The 17,067-nt window shown below is 73.8% G+C and carries 15 protein-coding genes; 4 read left to right on the top strand and 11 right to left on the bottom strand.

What is annotated here, in order from left to right; all coding sequences use genetic code 11:
* Positions 1-22: 22 nt before the first annotated feature.
* Genes H9L09_RS12805 through H9L09_RS12785 form a run of 5 tightly spaced genes read right to left on the bottom strand, consistent with a single transcriptional unit; the run spans position 23 to position 5,007 of the window.
* Positions 23-1,129, bottom strand: coding sequence for a GuaB3 family IMP dehydrogenase-related protein (locus H9L09_RS12805; RefSeq protein ID WP_187577312.1), 1,107 nt, complete (start codon positions 1,127-1,129; stop codon positions 23-25).
* A 9-nt stretch (positions 1,130-1,138) separates the two neighbouring features.
* Entirely contained in the window at positions 1,139-2,671 is a 1,533-nt protein-coding gene (gene guaB, locus H9L09_RS12800) for an IMP dehydrogenase (RefSeq protein ID WP_187577311.1), read from the bottom strand.
* A 38-nt stretch (positions 2,672-2,709) separates the two neighbouring features.
* Positions 2,710-3,621, bottom strand: a complete 912-nt coding sequence (locus H9L09_RS12795) for a phosphatase PAP2 family protein (RefSeq protein ID WP_187577310.1) — start codon at positions 3,619-3,621, stop codon at positions 2,710-2,712.
* Complete coding sequence (locus tag H9L09_RS12790) at positions 3,618-4,388, bottom strand: VTC domain-containing protein (RefSeq protein WP_187577309.1); 771 nt, start codon at positions 4,386-4,388, stop codon at positions 3,618-3,620. The genes H9L09_RS12795 and H9L09_RS12790 overlap by 4 nt, the downstream gene beginning before the upstream one ends.
* Positions 4,381-5,007, bottom strand: coding sequence for a DUF4956 domain-containing protein (locus H9L09_RS12785; RefSeq protein WP_187577308.1), 627 nt, complete (start codon positions 5,005-5,007; stop codon positions 4,381-4,383). The genes H9L09_RS12790 and H9L09_RS12785 overlap by 8 nt, the downstream gene beginning before the upstream one ends.
* A 109-nt stretch (positions 5,008-5,116) precedes the next feature.
* Between H9L09_RS12785 and H9L09_RS12780 the strand changes: the two genes are divergently transcribed.
* Positions 5,117-5,785, top strand: a complete 669-nt coding sequence (locus H9L09_RS12780) for a response regulator transcription factor (RefSeq protein WP_187577307.1) — start codon at positions 5,117-5,119, stop codon at positions 5,783-5,785.
* Complete coding sequence (locus tag H9L09_RS12775) at positions 5,782-7,236, top strand: sensor histidine kinase (protein WP_187577306.1); 1,455 nt, start codon at positions 5,782-5,784, stop codon at positions 7,234-7,236. Before H9L09_RS12780 ends, H9L09_RS12775 begins: the two co-directional genes overlap by 4 nt.
* Here H9L09_RS12775 and H9L09_RS12770 read toward each other — a convergent pair.
* The 5 genes from H9L09_RS12770 to groES form a co-directional block, all read right to left on the bottom strand.
* The gene (locus H9L09_RS12770) at positions 7,201-8,301 is read right to left on the bottom strand and encodes a GNAT family N-acetyltransferase (protein ID WP_187577305.1); all 1,101 of its coding nucleotides are present in this window, start codon (positions 8,299-8,301) and stop codon (positions 7,201-7,203) included. The genes H9L09_RS12775 and H9L09_RS12770 overlap by 36 nt on opposite strands.
* A gap of 101 nt (positions 8,302-8,402) precedes the next feature.
* Positions 8,403-8,846, bottom strand: a complete 444-nt coding sequence (locus H9L09_RS12765) for a VOC family protein (RefSeq protein WP_187577304.1) — start codon at positions 8,844-8,846, stop codon at positions 8,403-8,405.
* Between the two features lie 107 nt (positions 8,847-8,953).
* On the bottom strand, positions 8,954-10,270 hold the full coding sequence (locus H9L09_RS21650; RefSeq protein ID WP_223164030.1) for an ATP-binding protein: 1,317 nt from the start codon (positions 10,268-10,270) through the stop codon (positions 8,954-8,956).
* Between the two features lie 206 nt (positions 10,271-10,476).
* Positions 10,477-12,105, bottom strand: coding sequence for a chaperonin GroEL (gene groL, locus H9L09_RS12755; protein WP_187577303.1), 1,629 nt, complete (start codon positions 12,103-12,105; stop codon positions 10,477-10,479).
* A 139-nt stretch (positions 12,106-12,244) separates the two neighbouring features.
* Complete coding sequence (groES, locus tag H9L09_RS12750) at positions 12,245-12,538, bottom strand: co-chaperone GroES (protein WP_187577302.1); 294 nt, start codon at positions 12,536-12,538, stop codon at positions 12,245-12,247.
* A gap of 193 nt (positions 12,539-12,731) precedes the next feature.
* Between groES and H9L09_RS12745 the strand changes: the two genes are divergently transcribed.
* Positions 12,732-13,904: a class I SAM-dependent methyltransferase gene (locus H9L09_RS12745; protein ID WP_187577301.1), complete on the top strand. Its 1,173-nt coding sequence runs from the start codon at positions 12,732-12,734 to the stop codon at positions 13,902-13,904.
* Between the two features lie 550 nt (positions 13,905-14,454).
* Here the strand turns inward: H9L09_RS12745 and H9L09_RS12740 are convergent.
* The gene (locus H9L09_RS12740; protein ID WP_223164029.1) at positions 14,455-16,098 is read right to left on the bottom strand and encodes a glycoside hydrolase family 3 protein; all 1,644 of its coding nucleotides are present in this window, start codon (positions 16,096-16,098) and stop codon (positions 14,455-14,457) included.
* Positions 16,099-16,200: 102 nt separating this feature from the next.
* Between H9L09_RS12740 and H9L09_RS12735 the strand changes: the two genes are divergently transcribed.
* Positions 16,201-17,052, top strand: coding sequence for a GNAT family N-acetyltransferase (locus tag H9L09_RS12735; protein WP_187577300.1), 852 nt, complete (start codon positions 16,201-16,203; stop codon positions 17,050-17,052).
* The last annotated feature ends 15 nt before the right edge of the window (positions 17,053-17,067 follow it).

Genomic DNA, 17,067 nt, shown 5'->3' with positions numbered 1-17,067 from the left:
CGGACGTCGCGGCGCGGACCGCTCACTGGACGACGACCTCGACCCGCTGGAACTCCTTGAGCTCGGTGTAGCCGGTGGTCGCCATCGCCCGGCGCAGCGCGCCGACGAGGTTCATCGTGCCGTCGGCGACCCGGGAGGGGCCGAAGAGGATCTCCTGGAGGCTGCCGACGGTGCCGATCGCGATCCGCTCGCCGCGCGGCAGCTCGGCGTGCCACGCCTCGGAGCCCCAGTGGAACCCGCGCCCCGGCGCCTCGGAGGCCCGGGCCAGCGGCGAGCCGATCATCATCGCGTCGGCGCCGCAGGCGATCGCCTTGGCGACGTCGCCGGAGCGGCCGATCGAGCCGTCGGCGATCACGTGGACGTAGCGGCCGCCGGACTCGTCGAGGTAGTCACGGCGAGCCGCGGCGACGTCGGCGATCGCGCTGGCCATCGGCACCGCGACGCCCAGGACGCTGCGGGTGGTGTGCGCCGCGCCGCCGCCGAAGCCGACCAGCACGCCCGCCGCGCCGGTGCGCATCAGGTGCAGCGCCGCCTGGTAGGTCGCGCAGCCGCCGACGATCACCGGCACGTCGAGCTCGTAGATGAACTCCTTGAGGTTCAGCGGCTCCGACTGCCCGGAGACGTGCTCGGCGGAGACGGTGGTCCCGCGGATCACGAACATGTCCACGCCCGCGTCGACGACGGTCTTGCCGAACTCCTTGGTGCGCTGCGGGGACAGCGAGCCGGCGACGGTCACCCCGGACGCGCGCATCTGGCGCAGCCGCTCGGTGATCAGCTCGGCCCGGACCGGCTCGGCGTAGATCTCCTGCAGCCGTCGGGTGGCCTCCTCGCCCTGCAGGCCGGCCACCTCCGCGAGCAGGTCGCTCGGGTCGTCGTACCGCGTCCACAGCCCCTCGAGGTCGAGCACGCCGAGGCCGCCCGCCTGGCCGAAGGCGACCGCGGTCTCCGGCGACATCACCGAGTCCATCGGGGCCGCCAGGATCGGCAGCTCGAAGCGGTAGGCGTCGATCTGCCAGGCGACCGAGACCTCCTCGGGGTCGCGCGTGCGCCGCGAGGGCACGATGGCGACGTCGTCGAAGGAGTACGCGCGGCGTCCGCGCTTGGCCCGACCGATCTCGATCTCTTGCATGCGCGGAGCCTATCGACCGGTGTAGTTCGGCGCCTCGACGGTCATCTGCACACCGTGCGGGTGGCTCTCGGTGAGCGACGCCGAGGTGATCCTGACGAACCTGCCCTTGTCCTGGAGCTCGGCCACGGTGCGGGCGCCGACGTAGAACATCGACTGGTTCAGGCCGCCGATGAGCTGGTGGGCCACCGCCGCCAGCGGGCCGCGGTAGGCGACCTGGCCCTCGATGCCCTCGGGGACGATCTTGTCGTCGCTGGCGACCTCGGCCTGGAAGTAGCGGTCCTTGGAGTAGGACTTCTTGCCCCGGCTGGACATCGCGGCCAGCGAGCCCATGCCCCGGTAGGACTTGTACTGCTTGCCGTTGACGAAGACCAGGTCGCCCGGGCTCTCGTCGCAGCCGGCCAGCAGCGAGCCGAGCATCACGGTGTCGGCACCGGCCACCAGGGCCTTGGCGATCTCGCCGGAGTGCTTCATGCCGCCGTCGGCGATCAGTGGGATGCCGGCGGGCCTGGTGGCCAGGGACGCCTCGTAGACCGCGGTGACCTGCGGCACCCCGACGCCGGTGACCACCCGGGTGGTGCAGATGGACCCCGGTCCGACGCCGACCTTGACCGCGTCGGCCCCCGCGTCGACGAACGCCTGGGCGCCCTCCCGGGTGGCGACGTTGCCGCCGATGACCTGGACGTGCCGGGTGCCCGGATCGGTCTTGAGCCGCCGGACCATGTCGAGCAGCAGCCGGACGTTGCCGTGCGCGGTGTCGGCGACCAGCACGTCCGCGCCGGCCTCGACGAGGGTGGTGGCGCGCAGCCAGGCGTCGCCGAAGTAGCCGATCGCGGCGCCGACGAGCAGGCGGCCGTCGGCGTCGTACGACGCGTGCGGGAACTGCTCGCCCTTGACGAAGTCCTTGACCGTGATCAGACCGGCCAGGCGCCCCTGGTCGTCGACCAGCGGCAGCCGCTCGCGCTTGTGCTTGCGCAGCAGCAGCGTGGCCTCCTCGCGGCTGATCCCGACCGGGCCGGTGATCAGCGGCATCGGGGTCATCACCTCGTCCACCTTCAGCGAGCTCCACTCCGCGACCGGGGTGAACCGCAGGTCGCGGTTGGTGATGATGCCGAGCAGCCGGTTGTCGGTGTCGACCACGGGCAGCCCGGAGACGCGGTACTCCCCGCAGAGGCGGTCGAGCTCCTCCAGGGTGGCGTCGGGGCCGATCGTCACCGGGTTGGAGATGATGCCGGTCTGGGTCCGCTTCACCAGGTCGACCTGGTAGGCCTGGTCCTGGATCGAGAGGTTGCGGTGCAGCACCCCGAGGCCGCCCTCACGAGCCATCGCGATCGCCATCCGGGACTCGGTGACGGTGTCCATCGCGGCGCTGACCAGCGGCACGTTGAGGGTGATCTCGCGGGTCAGCCGGGACCGGGTGTCGATGTCGGACGGCGCCAGGTCGGAGTGCCCCGGCAGCAGCAGCACGTCGTCGTAGGTGAGGCCGAGCGCTGCGAACTTGTCCGGCACGCCGGCGGAGGTCCCAGCTTCGTTGGAGGCTGTCATGGAGCCCTTCTCAGGAGCGGTGGACACGGGACCCCATCCTACCGGCGCGGCTCCGGCGTCGGCCCGGCCGCCGCCTGGGCGGGCGAGCGGTGCTCGCGGGTGACCAGGAAGTACTGCCCGATCATGTCCCCCAGCAGGGCGCCGGCGTCCACGTCGGCCGGGTAGTGCCCGGCCATGTAGACGCGGCTGTAGTCGATCTGCGACTCGGTCCAGCGGTAGTCCTCGGCCCGGTGCGGGTCCAGCGCCCCGAGATAGCTGCGGGCCGCGGCTCCGGCGGCCGCGTGCCGCGAGGGGTAGGAGCACGGGCAGACCTGCCCCGGGACGACGGTGTGGTCGGGTCGCAGCCGCGGCTCGGTGACGTAGGGCGCGGACTGGCCGAACCGGGCGCCCAGCGCGTCGGCGACGTCCTTGGACATCTTGAGCATGTCCTTCAGGTGCGACTTCCGCGAGTCGCCCACGGCGGCGGCGAGCATCTCGCCCTGGTCGTGGGCGTAGAGCTTCCAGACGTCGTCCTTGCCGAAGGACTCCAGCCAGCTGGCGGCCTTCACGCCCGCGTCGGAGCGGAGCAGGTCGAGCCGCTCCACCTCCGCCATCTGGGCCTTGCGGGTCGACTCCCCGGGCGGCGCCGGGAAGCTGCTCTCCAGCCACGCGGTGAACGCCGCGTCGTCGCGGGCCCGCCCGTGGCCGCTCCACCACTGCTGCAGCATCGCGCTCGCCGGGTCGCCCTGGGCGAGCACCTCGCGCGCCGTCGGCGCCACCTGGCTGTCGGTGAACAGCGGCGGCGGCGGCGCGGCCTCGATGCGGTCCTTGGCCGAGGTGTTCACGAAGGTGGCGTAGCCCCAGGGCGCCAGCAGCCCGAGGGTCACCGCGAGCACCGCGACGACCAGCGTGACGACCAGTCGGGTGTCGTGGCCGCGCCTGCCGGCCGGGCGGCCCTGCCGGCGCCTCACCAAACACCTCCGGACAGCACGTGCAGCTCGTGCCCCAGCATCGAGCGGACGTCGTTGTCGGCGATGCCGGGCTCGCTCAGCGACACCGAGGCGGCGTACTTGCTGAAGGACCGCGGCCGCACGCCCAGCGAGAGCAGCACCAGGTCGGCCTCCCCCGGCCGCAGCCCGCCCTTGGTCTCCAGCAGCACGTGGGAGCGGTCCAGCACCACGTCGACCCCGGCCCGGGACGCGCGCATCTCACGGTCGATCGTGACCCGGGTGCCGGCGGTCAGGTCCGCGAGCGTGGCGCGCCGGTAGCCGATCTCCATGGCGGGGGCCAGCCGGCTCGCCGGCGCGAAGCCGAGGCCGGTGAGCTCGGCGTGGATGAACCTGGCCTCGGCGGCACCGAGCCGGCCGAAGTCCTCGGCGGGTGCGTCGGTGAACCGCTTGTGGGTGACCGCCCCGCCGGTGCGGGCCTTCACCTCGACGCGGCAGTGCCGGTCCTCGACGTAGAGCCGGGTCCGGGCCTTCCACCGCCGGCGGCGCTGCTGCACGTGCGCGCGGCAGGCCGCGAGGTCAGGGGTGTCGAAGTAGACGGTGCGGTACGTCGTCCAGCAGCGCGTCCCGAAGGTCAGCACCCGGTGACTGCCCAGCCGGTCGACCACCTGCTGCGCGACCTCGACCGGGACGACGTACTTGCGGTCCACCCGGGTGAGCGCGGCCGCCTCGGCGACCACCTCGGCGAGCGACACCGGGGTCAGCTGCGACAGGTCGATGGGCTCAGCCACGGCCGGCCCCCTCGTGCAGGGTCTCCAGGTCCTCGAGCCGGGTGTCGGCGATCGGCTCCTCGTCGATCTCGCGACGCACCGACACGACCGTGGTCTCGCGCACGTAGTCGACCGACTCCACCGCGACGGCGCGCGGCGCCGACCCCAACCGGGCGGTCACCTCGGCGCGCACCTCGGCGGGGTCCACCACGGCCCGGTCCAGCGTCATCCGCATCACCCGGGTCGGCGGCGAGAGCCGGGTGTCGTCCACCAGCCACATCGCCAGCAGCACCACCGCGTCGAGCGCGAGGACCAGCGGCAGCGAGCGCTCCGGGAGACCGTTGACCAGCGCGAGCACCAGCGCCGAGAACGTGTAGGCCATGTCCTTGAGCGTGAAGGCGGCGCTGCGCAGGCGCACCAGGCTGAGCAGGCCGAAGAGCCCGAAGCCGATCCCGGTGGGGAAGTCGCCGGAGCCGATCGCGGCCACGGCGGCGAACAGGCCGATGTTCAGCGCGGTCAGTACCAGGGTCATCTCCGGCGCAGCGGAGCGCCGCCGGTAGAGCCAGCCCGCCAGCACGAACAGGCAGAGCACGTCGAGCCCGAGCCCGACCAGTGAGCCTGCGTAGGTCAGCCACGCCATGCGTCTCAGTCCCTTCGAATCCAGTGGTGAACGTCTGGCAGCGACGTTATGGCCGGTTCGTGAAGGAAGCGTGAACGCGTAGCAGGCCCCGCCCACCTACGCTGGGGACGTGCACGTGTTGGTCGTCGACGACGAGCCACGGATGGTCGAGCTGGTCAGGCGCTACCTCGACGACCTCGGCATCCGCTCGAGCGGCTGCTACGACGGCGAGTCCGCGCTGGCCGCCTGCCGCGCCGGCGACGTCGACGCGGTGGTGCTGGACCTGATGCTGCCCCGGATGAGCGGTACGACGGTCTGCCGGACCCTGCGGGCCGAGGGCGACGACGTACCGGTGCTGATGCTGACCGCCCGCGGCGCCGTCCACGAGCGGGTGGCCGGGCTGGAGGCCGGCGCGGACGACTACCTCGTGAAGCCGTTCGCGCTCGAGGAGCTGCACGCCCGGCTCCGGGCGATCCTGCGCCGCAAGGAGCCGGGGACCTCGGCGCGCCGCCTCGGCGACGTCGTCCTGGACCCCGAGCTGCACCGCTGCTGGGTCGCGGACATCGAGGTGAAGCTGTCGCGCCGCGAGTTCGCGGTGCTCCGCACCCTGCTGGACCCGCCCGGCCGGGTGGTGTCGCGGCAACGGCTCCTCGACGAGGTCTGGGACAACGAGGTCGAGCTGCAGAGCAACGCCATCGAGGTGCACGTCTCGAAGCTGCGCGCCCACCTGGAGGCGTCGTCGTCGGTGCGGATCGGAACCGTGCGCGGCGTCGGCTACCGGCTGGAGCGGCTTCCGTGACGCCGTGGCAGCGCCTGGTCGGCGGCCGTCCGATCGTGACCCGGCTGGTGGTCACGGTGGTGCTGTCGATGGCGGTGGTGCTCGCCGTGGTCTCGACGTTCATCTACTCGCGCGTGGCGTTCGCCCTGGACCGGCAGCTCGAGAGCGACCTGGGGACCGTCAGCGACGCCGCGGTCGCCCGGGTGGAGCGGGGCGACGCGCCACCTCCCGCCGCCCACGACGAGGTCTGGCAGACCTACACCACCACCGGGCGGCTGCTGGACTCCAGCAACGGCAGCTCCGCCCCGGTTGTCGGGGCCGCCGCCGTACGCGGGCTCGGAGCCGCCCCCGCCGAGCTCGACGTCGGCACGTTCCTCCCGGTTCCCGACCGCGCCTACCGGCTGCGGCTCACCCGGGTGAGCACCCCCGAGGGCGAACGGGTGCTGGCCGTGGGCCTGGACCGGTCCCGGCACGACGAGGCGCTGCGCGAGCTGCTGCTGCAGCTGGTGCTCGGCGGCGCGCTGACCCTGGTCGCGGCCGCGGTGGTGGGCTACCGGACCGCGCGGGCGGCGCTGCGGCCGGTGCACGACTACCGGGTGGCGGTCGACTCGATGCACGAGGACCCGGGCGGACGGCTGCCCGTCGACGAGGAGCGCGGCGACGAGCTGACCCGGCTCGGTCACACCTTCAACGGCCTGCTGGCCCAGATCGAGGCGGCACAGCTGCGTGAGCGCTCGTTCCTCGCCGACGCCTCGCACGAGCTGCGCACCCCGCTGTCGCTGCTGGCCGCCGAGATCGAGTGGGCCCGGCACCGGCCCCGGTCCCCCGCCGAGGTCGCCGAGGTGCTCGAGTCGCTGCAGTCCCAGGTGGGCCGGCTGGTGGAGCTGTCCAACGCCCTGCTCGACCTCGAGGAGCTGCGCTCCGGCGCGGCCGTGGCCGTGCCCGAGGAGATGGACCTCCGGCGCTGGCTCCACGAGGTGGTCGGCCGCTTCGAGCGGACGGCGGACGGGCAGGGCCGCCGGCTGCGGGTCGACGCTCCAGCGGCGGTAGTACGGGTCGACCGGCGCTGGCTCGAGATGGCGGTGACCAACCTCGTCTCCAACGCCCTGCGGCACGGCGAGGGCGCGGTCTCGGTCATCGCCTCGCTGCACGACGGCCTGCTGCGCCTCGAGGTGCACGACGAGGGCGCCGGGTTCCCCGACTCGGTCCGGCACCGGGCGTTCGACCGCTTCGCGCGGGCCGACGAGAGCCGCAGCACCCGCGGCAGCGGGTTGGGGCTGTCGCTGGTCCGGGCCGTCGCCGAGACGCTCGGCGGGTCGGTCCGGATCGAGGACCCGGGCACCGCCGCGACGGCGGGCGGCGGCGCCACCGTCGTGCTGGAGGTGCCGGTCGCCGGGGTCGCCGAGGTCGCCGCCCCTCCGGTCGTCGTCCGGGGCTCAGCCCCGGCGACCGCCCCGGACCAGCCGGGCTGAGGCTGCCGACGCGGCCCCGACCGTGCCGGGTGCCCCGGTCGCCGCCGGCGAGGCCGCCGCCAGGCCCCGGGTCGACACGGTGACCTGCAGCTCCTCGTCGTGCAGCCTGACCCGGGCCCGCAGCCCGGAGCCGAAGACCATCGCAATGGCGGCGGGGTTCTCCGCCGGTCCGCGCAGCAGCACCTCCGCGATGCCCGCGGACGCGGCCAGACGGGTCGCCGCAGCCAGCAGCCGGGTGCCGACGCCGCGCCGCTGCCAGCCGTCCTCGACCAGCAGCGACAGCTCGCAGGTGTCGCCCACGGCGGCGGCCAGCGCGGCCAGGCCGACCACGGCGCCCGACGCCTCGGCCACGAGGCTGCCCTCGCCGCCCCGGAGGATCCGCCGGGCCAGCCGGGCGTCCAGACGCGCCAGCGGGGCGGCGTACTGCCGGTAGACGGTGTCCGCCGAGCAACGCGCGTGCATGGCCAGCAGCGCCGGCACGTCGTCGAGGGTGCCCTCACGGAGCAGCACCCCGTGCGCCGACCGGCCGACCGGCCGACCGGGCGGGGCGGCCGGCTCGGGCACCGGGTCGGTGAGCCCGCGCTCGACGAGGTCGCCGACGAGCGCGGCGAAGGCCTGCGCCCGGGCATGCTCGGTCCCGGTGAACGGCTCGGTTCGGCGGACCTCCACCCGCTGCCCGGCGACGTCCACCTCGAGACGCTCCTGCGGTCCGGTCGCACCGACCGGGTCGGCGTCGAGCAGATCGGCGAGGACCGCCCCGACCGGGGAGGTGCCGTGCAGCACCGCTCGGATCGCGCTCAGGTGCCGGGTCGGGCCGTCGGCCAACGCGTGCTCGCTGCACCGGCCGACCGAGATCCGGGTGCCGCCTGCGGCCTCGACGAGGGCGGTCAGCTCCGTGACCCCCCACCCCTCGGGGGCCCGCAGCACCAGCTCGTCGGTGACGCCGTCGACCCCGGGGAAGATCTGCAGCCCCAGGATGTTCACCGTGCGCTCGCCGCAGCGCCGGGCCAGGTGGGCCAGGGCGCCCGGTCGGTCGGCGAGCGTCGTACGGACTCTCCACAGCATGGGGGCTCCCGGTGGTCGCGACGAGGGGGTCGCTGCCCAGCGTGGCCCGTCGATGTTCCAGGGGTGCTGCCCGCAGGTTTCGCGCCGGAGAACTTCCGGGGTCAGGCCGCGAACGCGTCCGGGTCGGACCAGATCAGCTCCCAGAGGTGGCCGTCGAGGTCGTAGAAGCTGCGGCCGTACATGAAGCCGCGGTCCTGCGCCTCTCGGCACGGCTGCGCACCGAGCTCCAGGGCACGGTCGACCAGCTCGTCGACCTCGCGCCGCGTGCGTGCCGAGACCGCCACGGTGACCTCGGTGACCGTCGGGTCCGCGACCGGCTTGCGGGTGAAGCCGGCGAAGAACGGGCGGGTCAGCAGCATCACGAAGGCCGCCTCGCCGACCACGAGCGCGGTGGCGTCGGCGTCGGTGGAATCCGGGGCCACGTCGAAGCCCAGGGCGGTGAAGAACGCTATCGACGAGGCCAGGTCCGCCACCGGGAGGTGGACGTAGATCTGCCGCGACGGGCGCCGCCGTCCGCCGGGCCGCTCGGGCTGCTGCTCGGACATGCGCGGCTCCTGCCGGTCGGTGTCCCGGCGGGACGACTCACCTGCTTGGACCGGCCGGGCACCCCGAACTCATCGACCGCCCCCCGCCGCCTGGCCGGGCGCACCGCTCAGCGGTGCAGCGGGTGGTCGGAGTCGTAGGTGAGCTGCTTGACCATGTGCACGACGGCCCCCGCCTGCGGCTCGTTGTGGAAGGCCACGTTGTCCACCAGCGCCCGCATCAGGGTGAGCCCGCGGCCCATCTCGGCGTCGACCGCTGCCTGCTCGGGCACCGCGGTGGCGTCGAAGCCGGCGCCCTGGTCGATGACCGTGATCGCACAGCGATCGGCCGCGAGCTCGATCTTGACCTCGTAGGTGTCGGTCTCCCCGGCGTGGTCGATGACGTTGCCGCAGGCCTCGGTGATCGCCAGCTGTACGTCGTCGACGTTCTCCTCGTCGACGCCGAAGGCCCGCAGCGCCTGGGCCGCCAGCCGGCGTACCACGGGGACGCTGACGCTCTCGCGCGGCAGGCTGACCGAGAGGTCGAGGTGCGGGGCCGGAGCGACCGGCGAGGTGGCCCGCGGCGGCCAGAAGTAGGTCTGCCCGTCGACGTCGCCACCGAGCGACTCCCCCAGCAGGATCTGCAGGTGGCACTCGGGGTCGCCGTGGGCGACCGACTCGTCCAGCACCACCAGCGACTCCCCGCGCACCCGGGCCGCGAGCTGACCGGCCATCCCGGTGGAGACGTGGCACAGTGCGCTGGTCTGGCCCTCGCGGGTGCCGAACGGGCAGCGCGCGACCGCGATCTCGATCCGGTCCTGGTCGGCCGCCACCACGTGGGCGTCGCTGCCCAGGGCGTTGTGCAGCCGGACGAAGGTCTCGGCCGCCGACAGCGCGTCGGAGATCTCCGTCTGCTCCGCTCCGGCGGTGGCGATCATCGAGCCGGCGATCGAGGCCGCCTGTGACGCGGAGACGCTCGGGTGCGCCTCGAGGGCGGTGGCCAGGGCGATCGCCACGACCGCGGCGCCCTGTCGCTCGAGGTCGAGGCCGGGCGCCACGATCGGCGGCGGCCCGGCGGCGAAGGTCTGCTGGCGGCTGCGCTCCACGGGCAGCGCGAGCGTGTCGAGCTCGCCGCGGCTCCACGCACGGACCCCGGCGCGAAGGGCGGGCGGCACCGACTCGTCGGCGAGCACCTCCGCCACGACCTCGGCCGGCTCGTCGACGCGGGAGACCACGAGCACCGGCGTGGCCTGGAGCCAGTCGAAGACCAGCAGCACCGGCTTCCCGCCGGCCCTCTCGAACGCACCAGGCAGCCGGTCCCTGAGGATCTGGTGGACCGGTCCGACTGCGGACTGCTCGAGGGCGTGGCGCTGCAGGTGCTCCGCCACCAGGGTGCGCGCGATCTCTGCGCCCTTTCGAGCGTCACTGCTGCCGATCAGCCAGTCCACGGGTGCCTCCGGTCCTCGATGCGACAGGTCAGTGCGGTCGTCGCCTGACGATGCCCGGACCGGCGGGGGCCGAAACCGTGACCGCGGTGCGGCGCGGGTCACGTGACGACGAAACGCCGCCCGAGAGGTCCCGGGCGGCGTCGCGTCGGCGCGGCTGGTGCTGCGCTGGGTGCTGCTGATGATGCTGGTGCTGGTGGAGCCGGACCTCAGTGGCCGTGGCCGTGCCCGTGGCCGTGGCCACCGGCGGGCTGGTCGTCCTCCTGCTCGGGCTTCTCGACGACCAGGGTCTCGGTCGTCAGCAGCATGCCGGCGATCGAGGAGGCGTTGACCAGCGCGGACCGGGTCACCTTGACCGGGTCGAGCACGCCCTGGGCGACGAGGTCGCCGTACTCCTCGGTGGCGGCGTTGTAGCCGTGGCCGACCTTGCCCTCGCGGACCTTGGTGACGACGACGTACCCGTTGACCCCGCCGTTCTCGGCGATCCAGCGCAGCGGCTCGTCAGCGGCCTTGGCCACCACCCGGACACCGGTGGCCTCGTCGCCGGTCAGGCCGAGACCGTCGGCGAGGACGGAGACGGCGTGGATCAGGGCAGACCCACCGCCGGCGATGATGCCCTCCTCGATGGCGGCGCGCGTCGCGGAGACGGCGTCCTCGATGCGGTGCTTCTTCTCCTTCAGCTCCACCTCGGTGGCGGCGCCGACGCGGACCACGCAGACACCCCCGGCGAGCTTTGCGAGACGCTCCTGGAGCTTCTCGCGGTCCCAGTCGGAGTCGGTGTTCTCGATCTCGGCCTTGATCTGGTTGACCCGGCCCTGGACGGCTGCGGTGTCGCCGCCGCCCTCGACGATCGTGGTGTCGTCCTTGGTGATCACGACGCGACGGGCCTGGCCCAGCACCTCGAGACCCACCTGGTCGAGCTTCAGGCCGACCTCGGGGGCGATGACCTGGCCGCCGGTGAGGATCGCGATGTCCTCGAGCATGGCCTTGCGGCGGTCACCGAAGGCCGGAGCCTTGACCGCGGCGGCGTTGAAGGTGCCGCGGATCTTATTGACCACCAGGGTGGAGAGCGCCTCGCCCTCCACGTCCTCGGCGAGGATGAAGAGCGGCTTGCCGGCCTGGATGACCTTCTCGAGCAGCGGCAGCAGGTCGGCGATCGCGCTGATCTTGCCCTGGTGCAGCAGGATGTACGGGTCGTCGAGGACGGCCTCCATCCGCTCGGCGTCGGTCACGAAGTAGGGCGAGATGTAGCCCTTGTCGAACTGCATGCCCTCGGTGAAGTCGAGCTCGGTGCCCATCGTGTTGGACTCCTCGACGGTGATGACACCGTCCTTGCCCACCTTGTCGAAGGCCTCGGCGAGGAGCTCGCCGATGTGGGAGTCACGCGAGGAGACGGTGGCGACCGCGGCCATGTCGGCCTTGTCGTCGACGTCGCGGGCCGCGTCGCGCAGCGCCTGGCCGACGGCCTCGACAGCCAGGTCCATGCCGCGCTTGAGGCTCATCGGGTTGGCACCGGCGGCCACCGCGCGGAGACCCTCGTGCACCATCGCCTGGGCGAGCACGGTGGCGGTCGTGGTGCCGTCGCCGGCCACGTCGTTGGTCTTGGTGGCGACCTCCTTGGCCAGCTGCGCGCCAAGGTTCTCGAACGGGTCGTCCAGCTCCACCTCACGGGCGACGGTCACGCCGTCGTTGGTGATGGTGGGGGCTCCCCACTTCTTGTCGAGGACGACGTAACGGCCCTTGGGGCCGAGCGTCACCTTGACCGCGTTGGCGAGGGCGTCCACGCCCCGCTCGAGCGACCGGCGGCCTTGCTCGTCGAACTCCAGGATCTTCGGCATCTCTCTCGATGCTCCTTCTCGTCAGTTGGATCGTGATGCGTCTCAGCCCCGGCAGCCCGAACCTGTCAGGGCCAGCCGGGGCTGAGTCGCTGTGCTTGTGTGCGGCGCACCCCGGAGGGTCGCTGCGGGTCGGCCTGGATCAGCCGACGACCGCGAGCACGTCGCGGGCGGAGAGGATGAGGTACTCGTCACCGGCGTACTTGACCTCGGTGCCGCCGTACTTGCTGTAGATGACCTTGTCGCCGACGTTGACGTCGAGCGGGACCCGGTTGCCGTTGTCGTCGATGCGACCCGGACCGATCGCCAGGACCTCGCCCTCCTGGGGCTTCTCCTTGGCGGTGTCGGGGATGACCAGGCCGGAAGCCGTGGTCTGCTCGGCGTCGAGGGGCTTCACGACGATCCGGTCCTCGAGAGGCTTGATGTTGACCGACACGTTGTCGACCTCCGCTTTCCCGTGTTTTCTGCGAGACGATTGTGGTGGTGCTGGGTTGTCGTGCCTGCCGCTGGTGCACGCCGTCGCGGGGGTCGGGCACCTGAGCAAGCTCTGGCACCCTCCAGGGGAGAGTGCTAAGGCGAATGTATTGGGCGATTAGCACTCGGTCAAGTCGAGTGCCAGACTTCGGCGCATGGACCTCGACGCGTTCCGCCGGCTCCTGACGCCCGAGGGGCAGCGGCTTCTCGACCGGGCCGGGCGGGTCTACGCCGAGCAGGGCGGTGACCCGCTGCGGACCGCGGCGGCGCTTCGCCGCGAGGCCCCGTCCGACGACGTCGCCGCGGCGCTCACCCAGGTCGAGCTGCGGGGTCGTGCGGTCGCGAAGTTCGGGGACCTCGCTCCCCGGCTCTACTTCACCCCCGAGGGTCTGGAGCAGTCCACCCGGCTCCGGGTCGCGCGGCACCGGGCGGCCCGGGTCGCGCTCGCCGACCCGGGCGCGGTGCTGGATCTCGGCTGCGGGATCGGCGGCGACCTGCTGGCCTTCGCGATGGCCGGCCTGACCGCGGCCGGCATCGACCGGGACTCGCTGCGGGTCGAGGTGGCACGCGCCAACCTGGCCGCCCTCGAGCTGGGCGGGGCGGTGCAGGAGGCCGCCGCCGAGGACGTCGACACCACCGCGTTCGGGGTGGTGTTCGCCGACCCGGCACGTCGGACCGCCGCCGGCCGGGTCTTCGCCGTGGAGGGCTGGTCGCCGCCGTGGCCGTTCATCGAGCAGCTGCTGCAGCGCCCGTCGCTGGTCAAGGTCGCCCCCGGGATCCCGCACCACCTCGTGGCCGAGGGCGTGGAGGCCGAGTTCGTCAGCGACGAGGGCGACGTCAAGGAGGCCGTGCTGTGGTCGCCGGCGCTGGCCACCGTGCGGCGCCGCGCGACCGTGCTGCGGCCGACGGGCCTGGCCACCCTCACCGACGAGGACGACCCCGGCGGCGCACCGGTGCGACCGGTCGGCCGTTTCCTCTACGAGCCCGACGGCGCCGTCATCCGGGCCGGCCTGGTGACCGCGGTGGCAGCCGGCGTCGGCGGCGGACTGCTCGACGAGCACATCGCCTACGTGACCTCCGACGAGGCCTTCTCCACGCCGTTCGCCCGCTCCTACGAGGTGCTCGAGGAGCTGCCGTTCAAGGAGAAGGCGCTGAAGGCTGCGCTGCGTGAGCGACGGATCGGCCGGCTGACGATCAAGAAGCGCGGCGTCGACGTGGTGCCCGAGCTGCTGCGCAAGCGGCTCGCGCTCAGCGGCACCGAGGAGGCCACGCTGGTGATGACCCGGGTCGACGGGAAGGGCACCGCCCTGTCGGTGCGACCGCTCTGACCGGCCCAGCCGCCCGGACCTGTGCTCGACGTCGGCGGCTGCGCTCGGACATGCAGTAGCCGCCCCCAACTCGCACCCTCCCGCCTGAGCCGACCGGCCCGGCACCACAAGTGCATGTCCGAGCGAGGGTCGCCGCCGCGCGGCGACCACCGGCCGGCCAGAGCCAGGGCCACCGACCGGGTTCGGTCGCCGCGTCGGCGGCGGCTGACCGGCCCAGCCGCCCGGACCCGTGCTCGACGTCGGGGCTGCGCTCGGACATGCAGTAGCCGCCCCCAACTCGCACCCTCCCGCCTGAGCCGACCGGCCCGCGGCCTCAAGTGCATGTCCGAGCGACGGGTCACCACCCGGGCGACTTCAAGGCCCGGCGGTCCGATCTCGCGCCCGGCGGCTGCGCTCGGACATGCAGTAGCCGCCCTCACCTCGCACCCTCCCGCCTGAGCCGACCGGCCCGCGGCCGCAAGTGCATGTCCGAGCGACGGTCGCCGCCGCGCAGCGACCACCGGCCGGCCCGCCAGTGCCGTCGGGTGGTAGCTGCAGGGGGGTCGGCTGCTCAGCAGCCGGACCGCGGTACGCCGGCGACCTCGACCGGTAGCGACCCGGGCGCCGGGGCCCGGCCGAGCAGCACGTCGACCAGCGCCCGCATCGCGCCGGGGGTGTCGCCGTAGGTGGCGAGCCGCACGGGCGCGGCACTGTCGCCGAGCACGTAGGGGGTGTCCGTGGCCACCACGACGTCGCCGCGGACCGCGGCGCCGCCGTAGCCGATCAGCCGCACGGTCGTGCCGCGACGGCCGACGGCGAGGCCGGCCGCGGCGGCAGCGGTGCGGAACCGGTCCACGGCGGTGGGAGGGCCGCTGACGCTCACCCGGCTGCCGACCAGCCGACCGCTGCACGGGCCGCTGACGCTGGTGAGCGCGGCGGCGGACCAGGCGGCGGAGGCTGCGCTGCCCGAGCCCGGCGCCGCGGTCTCCAGCCCGGCGGCCTGCTCGTGCAGCAGCAGCGCCACCTGCCGGGTGGCGGCCTGCACCAGCCGGGCCGAGGAGAGCCGACCCTCGCGGACGGCCCGCACGATGCCGTCGCGGGCCAGCTTCGGCGAGGGCGGCATCAGCACGACGTCGTTGCCGGCCTGCAGGGCGCGGACGGCTGCCGGACCGCTGGCGAACCGGTCGGAGACCGCGTGCATCGCCAGCGAGTCGGTGACCACCACCCCGTCGAAGCCGAGGCGGTCCCGCAGCAGCCCGGTCACGACCTTGCGGGACAGGGAGGACGGCATCCCCGGGTCGAGAGCGCGTACGTCGATGTGGCCGACCATGATGCTCGGCAGCCCGGCCGCCACCGCGGTCTTGAACGGCACTAGGTCGCGCTGCTGCAGCTCGGACAGGGAGCGGCGCTGGACCGGCAGCGCCAGGTGGCTGTCGGTGGTCAGCGAGCCGTGGCCCGGGAAGTGCTTGAGGACCGGCACCACCCCCGTGGACTCGTAGCCGCGCGCCGAGGCCACCACCTGCCGGGCGACCAGCGCGGGCCGCGAGCCGGCCGAGCGCGAGCCGATGGTGGGGTCGCTGCGGCCGATCGTGACGTCGGCGTCCGGGGCGTAGTCGAGGTTGAAGCCGAGGCCGGCCAGCTCCCGGCCGCTCGCCTGCGCGGCGGCCCGGGTGAGCGCCTCGTCGTCGGCGGCGCCGGCGGTCATGAACGCCGGGAACCGGGTGCCTCCGGTGACGCGCTCGACGATGCCGCCCTCCTGGTCGACGCCGATGCCGACCGGGAAGTCGCGGCCGGCCCGTCGGGCGGCCTGCTGGACCGTGGCGTTGCTGGCCCGGATCTGGTCGGTGTCCTCGTAGTTGTCGGCGAACACCACGATCCCGCCCAGGTGCAGCCGGTCGACGAGGTCGGTGGGCGCGGCGGTGCCGGCGTACCGCGCGTAGATCACCTGCCCGGCCCGCTCGGCCAGTGTCAGCCTCCCGACCAGGGCGCGGGCCCGGTTGATCTCCTGCGCGGTCGGTCCCCATCCGGTGTCGATCGGCAGCGGTGCTGCGTGGGCGGTCCCGGTCCGCGCCCCGGTGACGGCCGACGCGGTGGGGGGCGTCGCGGTCCGCACCATCCCGCCGGCCCGCGGCTCGGGGGTGCCGGTCTGCGACCCGCACGCGGACACGGTCAGCAGCGCGGCCAGCGCCGCCGCTCCCAGGGTTGTCCTCCGCACCCGACTACGGTCGCAGTCGTTGCGAGCCAGCACAAACCCGGCGGCGACCCACGCAGGCAAAGGAGTGGCTGAGGTCACGCCGGGACCCCTACGGTGCTGGCCATGACGTTGACCCTGCACCGCGGAGGGCGCGACCTCGCCGACACCGCGACCACCGCGCTCGACGCGTGGGTCGGCGAGGCGCCGCTGACCGCGCAGCTGCACTCGGGCGACGTCGGCTGGCACCTGCGGCTGGCCGACGAGCACCTCACCGACGCGCTGCGGCTCTGGGAGGACGACGGCGTGCCGGTGGCGGTTGGCCTCGCCGAGGACGTGGTGCTGCGGACCGCGGTCCGGCCCGACCGGGACCGCGACCCGGGGCTGGCCGCCGCGATCGCCGGGGAGGCGCGGGGCTTCGGGTACGTCGACGCGCCGAGCGGCACCGCGCTGCGTCGGCTGCTGGTCGGCGCCGGCTGGTCCGCCGACCCCGACCCGTGGGTGCTGCTCTACCGCGAGCTCGGGCCCGACGACGTCGCCCGCGAGGACCCCGGCACCCGGCCCCTGGACAGCCCCGAGGACGTGGAGGCGCGTACGTCGGTGCAGCGCTCCGCCTTCGCCCCCGGCTCGACGTTCACCCCCGAGCTGTGGGACCGGATGTCGGCCGGCCCGACCTACGACGGCCGGTTCGAGATGGTGACCTGGACGCCTGAGGGGGCGCCGGCCGCCGCGGCCACCGGCTGGTTCGCCGGCCCGGGGCGCTGCGCGATCCTCGAGCCCGTCGGCACGCACCCCGAGCACCGGCGGCAGGGCTACGGGCGCCGGGTGAACCTCGGCGTGATGACCGCCCTGGCCGCCGCCGGAGCCAGCGGGGTGCGCGTGCACACGCCGGCGTCCAACGCCGGGGCGGTCGCCGCCTACGAGTCCTGCGGGCTGCGCCAGGTGGACTGGACGACGGCCGTCCTCGCGCCCGGCTGACCTCGGGGAGGCCGG

Origin of the sequence: Nocardioides mesophilus (assembly GCF_014395785.1) — a bacterium.
Lineage (GTDB): Bacteria > Actinomycetota > Actinomycetes > Propionibacteriales > Nocardioidaceae > Nocardioides_B > Nocardioides_B mesophilus.
This window is presented reverse-complemented; position numbering and strand designations above follow the sequence as displayed.

What these genes read in the sequence shown, in the direction of transcription:
- H9L09_RS12805 (WP_187577312.1), bottom strand. Translation starts at nt 1,129, where the DNA reads ATGCAAGAGATCGAGATCGGTCGGGCCAAGCGCGGACGCCGCGCGTAC.
- guaB (WP_187577311.1), bottom strand. Translation starts at nt 2,671, where the DNA reads ATGACAGCCTCCAACGAAGCTGGGACCTCCGCCGGCGTGCCGGACAAG.
- H9L09_RS12785 (WP_187577308.1), bottom strand. Translation starts at nt 5,007, where the DNA reads ATGGCGTGGCTGACCTACGCAGGCTCACTGGTCGGGCTCGGGCTCGAC.
- H9L09_RS12770 (WP_187577305.1), bottom strand. Translation starts at nt 8,301, where the DNA reads ATGCTGTGGAGAGTCCGTACGACGCTCGCCGACCGACCGGGCGCCCTG.
- H9L09_RS12765 (WP_187577304.1), bottom strand. Translation starts at nt 8,846, where the DNA reads ATGTCCGAGCAGCAGCCCGAGCGGCCCGGCGGACGGCGGCGCCCGTCG.
- groL (WP_187577303.1), bottom strand. Translation starts at nt 12,105, where the DNA reads ATGCCGAAGATCCTGGAGTTCGACGAGCAAGGCCGCCGGTCGCTCGAG.
- H9L09_RS12745 (WP_187577301.1), top strand. Translation starts at nt 12,732, where the DNA reads ATGGACCTCGACGCGTTCCGCCGGCTCCTGACGCCCGAGGGGCAGCGG.
- H9L09_RS12735 (WP_187577300.1), top strand. Translation starts at nt 16,201, where the DNA reads ATGACGTTGACCCTGCACCGCGGAGGGCGCGACCTCGCCGACACCGCG.